Source organism: Halomonas sp. (assembly GCF_041689495.1).
Classification (GTDB): domain Bacteria; phylum Pseudomonadota; class Gammaproteobacteria; order Pseudomonadales; family Halomonadaceae; genus Halomonas.
In genome coordinates this window covers 1-1,154 of the sequence record NZ_JBDNGD010000293.1, presented here as the reverse complement: position 1 = coordinate 1,154, position 1,154 = coordinate 1, and the positions used below count along the sequence as shown (strand labels likewise).

Below are 1,154 nucleotides of genomic sequence, written 5' to 3'. Positions count from 1 at the left end.
GATGGATTTGAAGTCGGCCTTGAGGTGATCAACATAGGTGGCAAAGGCGCCGCGAATCTGGAAATGGGTCAGCAGGGTCTGCTCGGCCAACGCCTGCTGGATGCTCTCCAGCAGTTGACTGCGCATCACATAGACGTTGCGGGGCCTGTCCTGCTGATTTTCGGCGTCCGGCGCCAGCGCCTCGACGATGGGCAGGTTCGCTTCCCACCACGCTTCCAGCGTCTCCATGAAGGCCTCATGAGCAGACATAACGCTTTGGTGGCGTTTTACGAAATCGGCAATCTCCCGCTTGTCGCTCAACACCGGCGAGAAGTCCATATAGCGGGTGTCTCGAGGGACGAAGGCATCGTCCTTGAGCTGTGGATAGTTCCGCCAGAAATGGCCGAGACTCTCGATCTCCGCTATGGGCACGCCGCCATGGAGGTGGGCGCGGACGTCATGGGGCTCGGCCGGTGGGGCATTATCCACATAGCGGCGGATATTGCAGTTGTATTCCTCGGCTTGAATCTCCGCCACCGGCACCGGTCGGGCGTAACCCGGGATCTCGTCGCCGTGGCGATAGGCGTAGATGATTTTGTCGATATCTTCCGGGCGCAGGTGGTTCTGGGCCTTGCCTTCGCGATATTCACGGTCGGCGTTGATGAAAAGCACGCTCCCCTTTTCACCCCGACGCTGGGCCGCACCTTGCTTGTTCATCACCAGCAGGCAGGCGGGAATGCCGGTGCCATAGAAGAGGTTGCCGGGCAGGCCGATCACCGCCTCGAGGTAGCCGTGGTCGATGAAGTACTTGCGCGCTTCGCGCTCCTCGCCGCCGCGAAACAGCACACCATGGGGCATGACAGTGGCCATGCGTCCGTCATGCTTGAGCACGGCCAGCATATGCTGCACGAACATCAAGTCCGCCTTCTTGCCCTTCTCGGGCATCATCACCGGGAAGCGGCCACTGAACTTGAGATCCTTCTTGATATAGTTCTGGCTGAAGGGCGGATTGGCCACGACACGGTCGAAACGCCTCAACTCGTTGTGATCGTCGAGGTGCTGCGGCTCGCGCAGGGTATCCTCCTGCCGGATATCGGCATGGGATATCCCATGCAGCAGCATGTTCATCTTGCAGATGGACCAGGTGGTACCGATCTTCTCCTGGCCGTAAAGTG

Annotated in this window: 1 protein-coding gene; it reads right to left on the bottom strand. The window is 59.7% G+C overall.

Annotated elements, in window-relative coordinates:
* The coding region (locus ACESMD_RS09875) for an N-6 DNA methylase (RefSeq protein ID WP_372612707.1) at window positions 1–1,154 on the bottom strand (1,154 nt) is incomplete at both ends.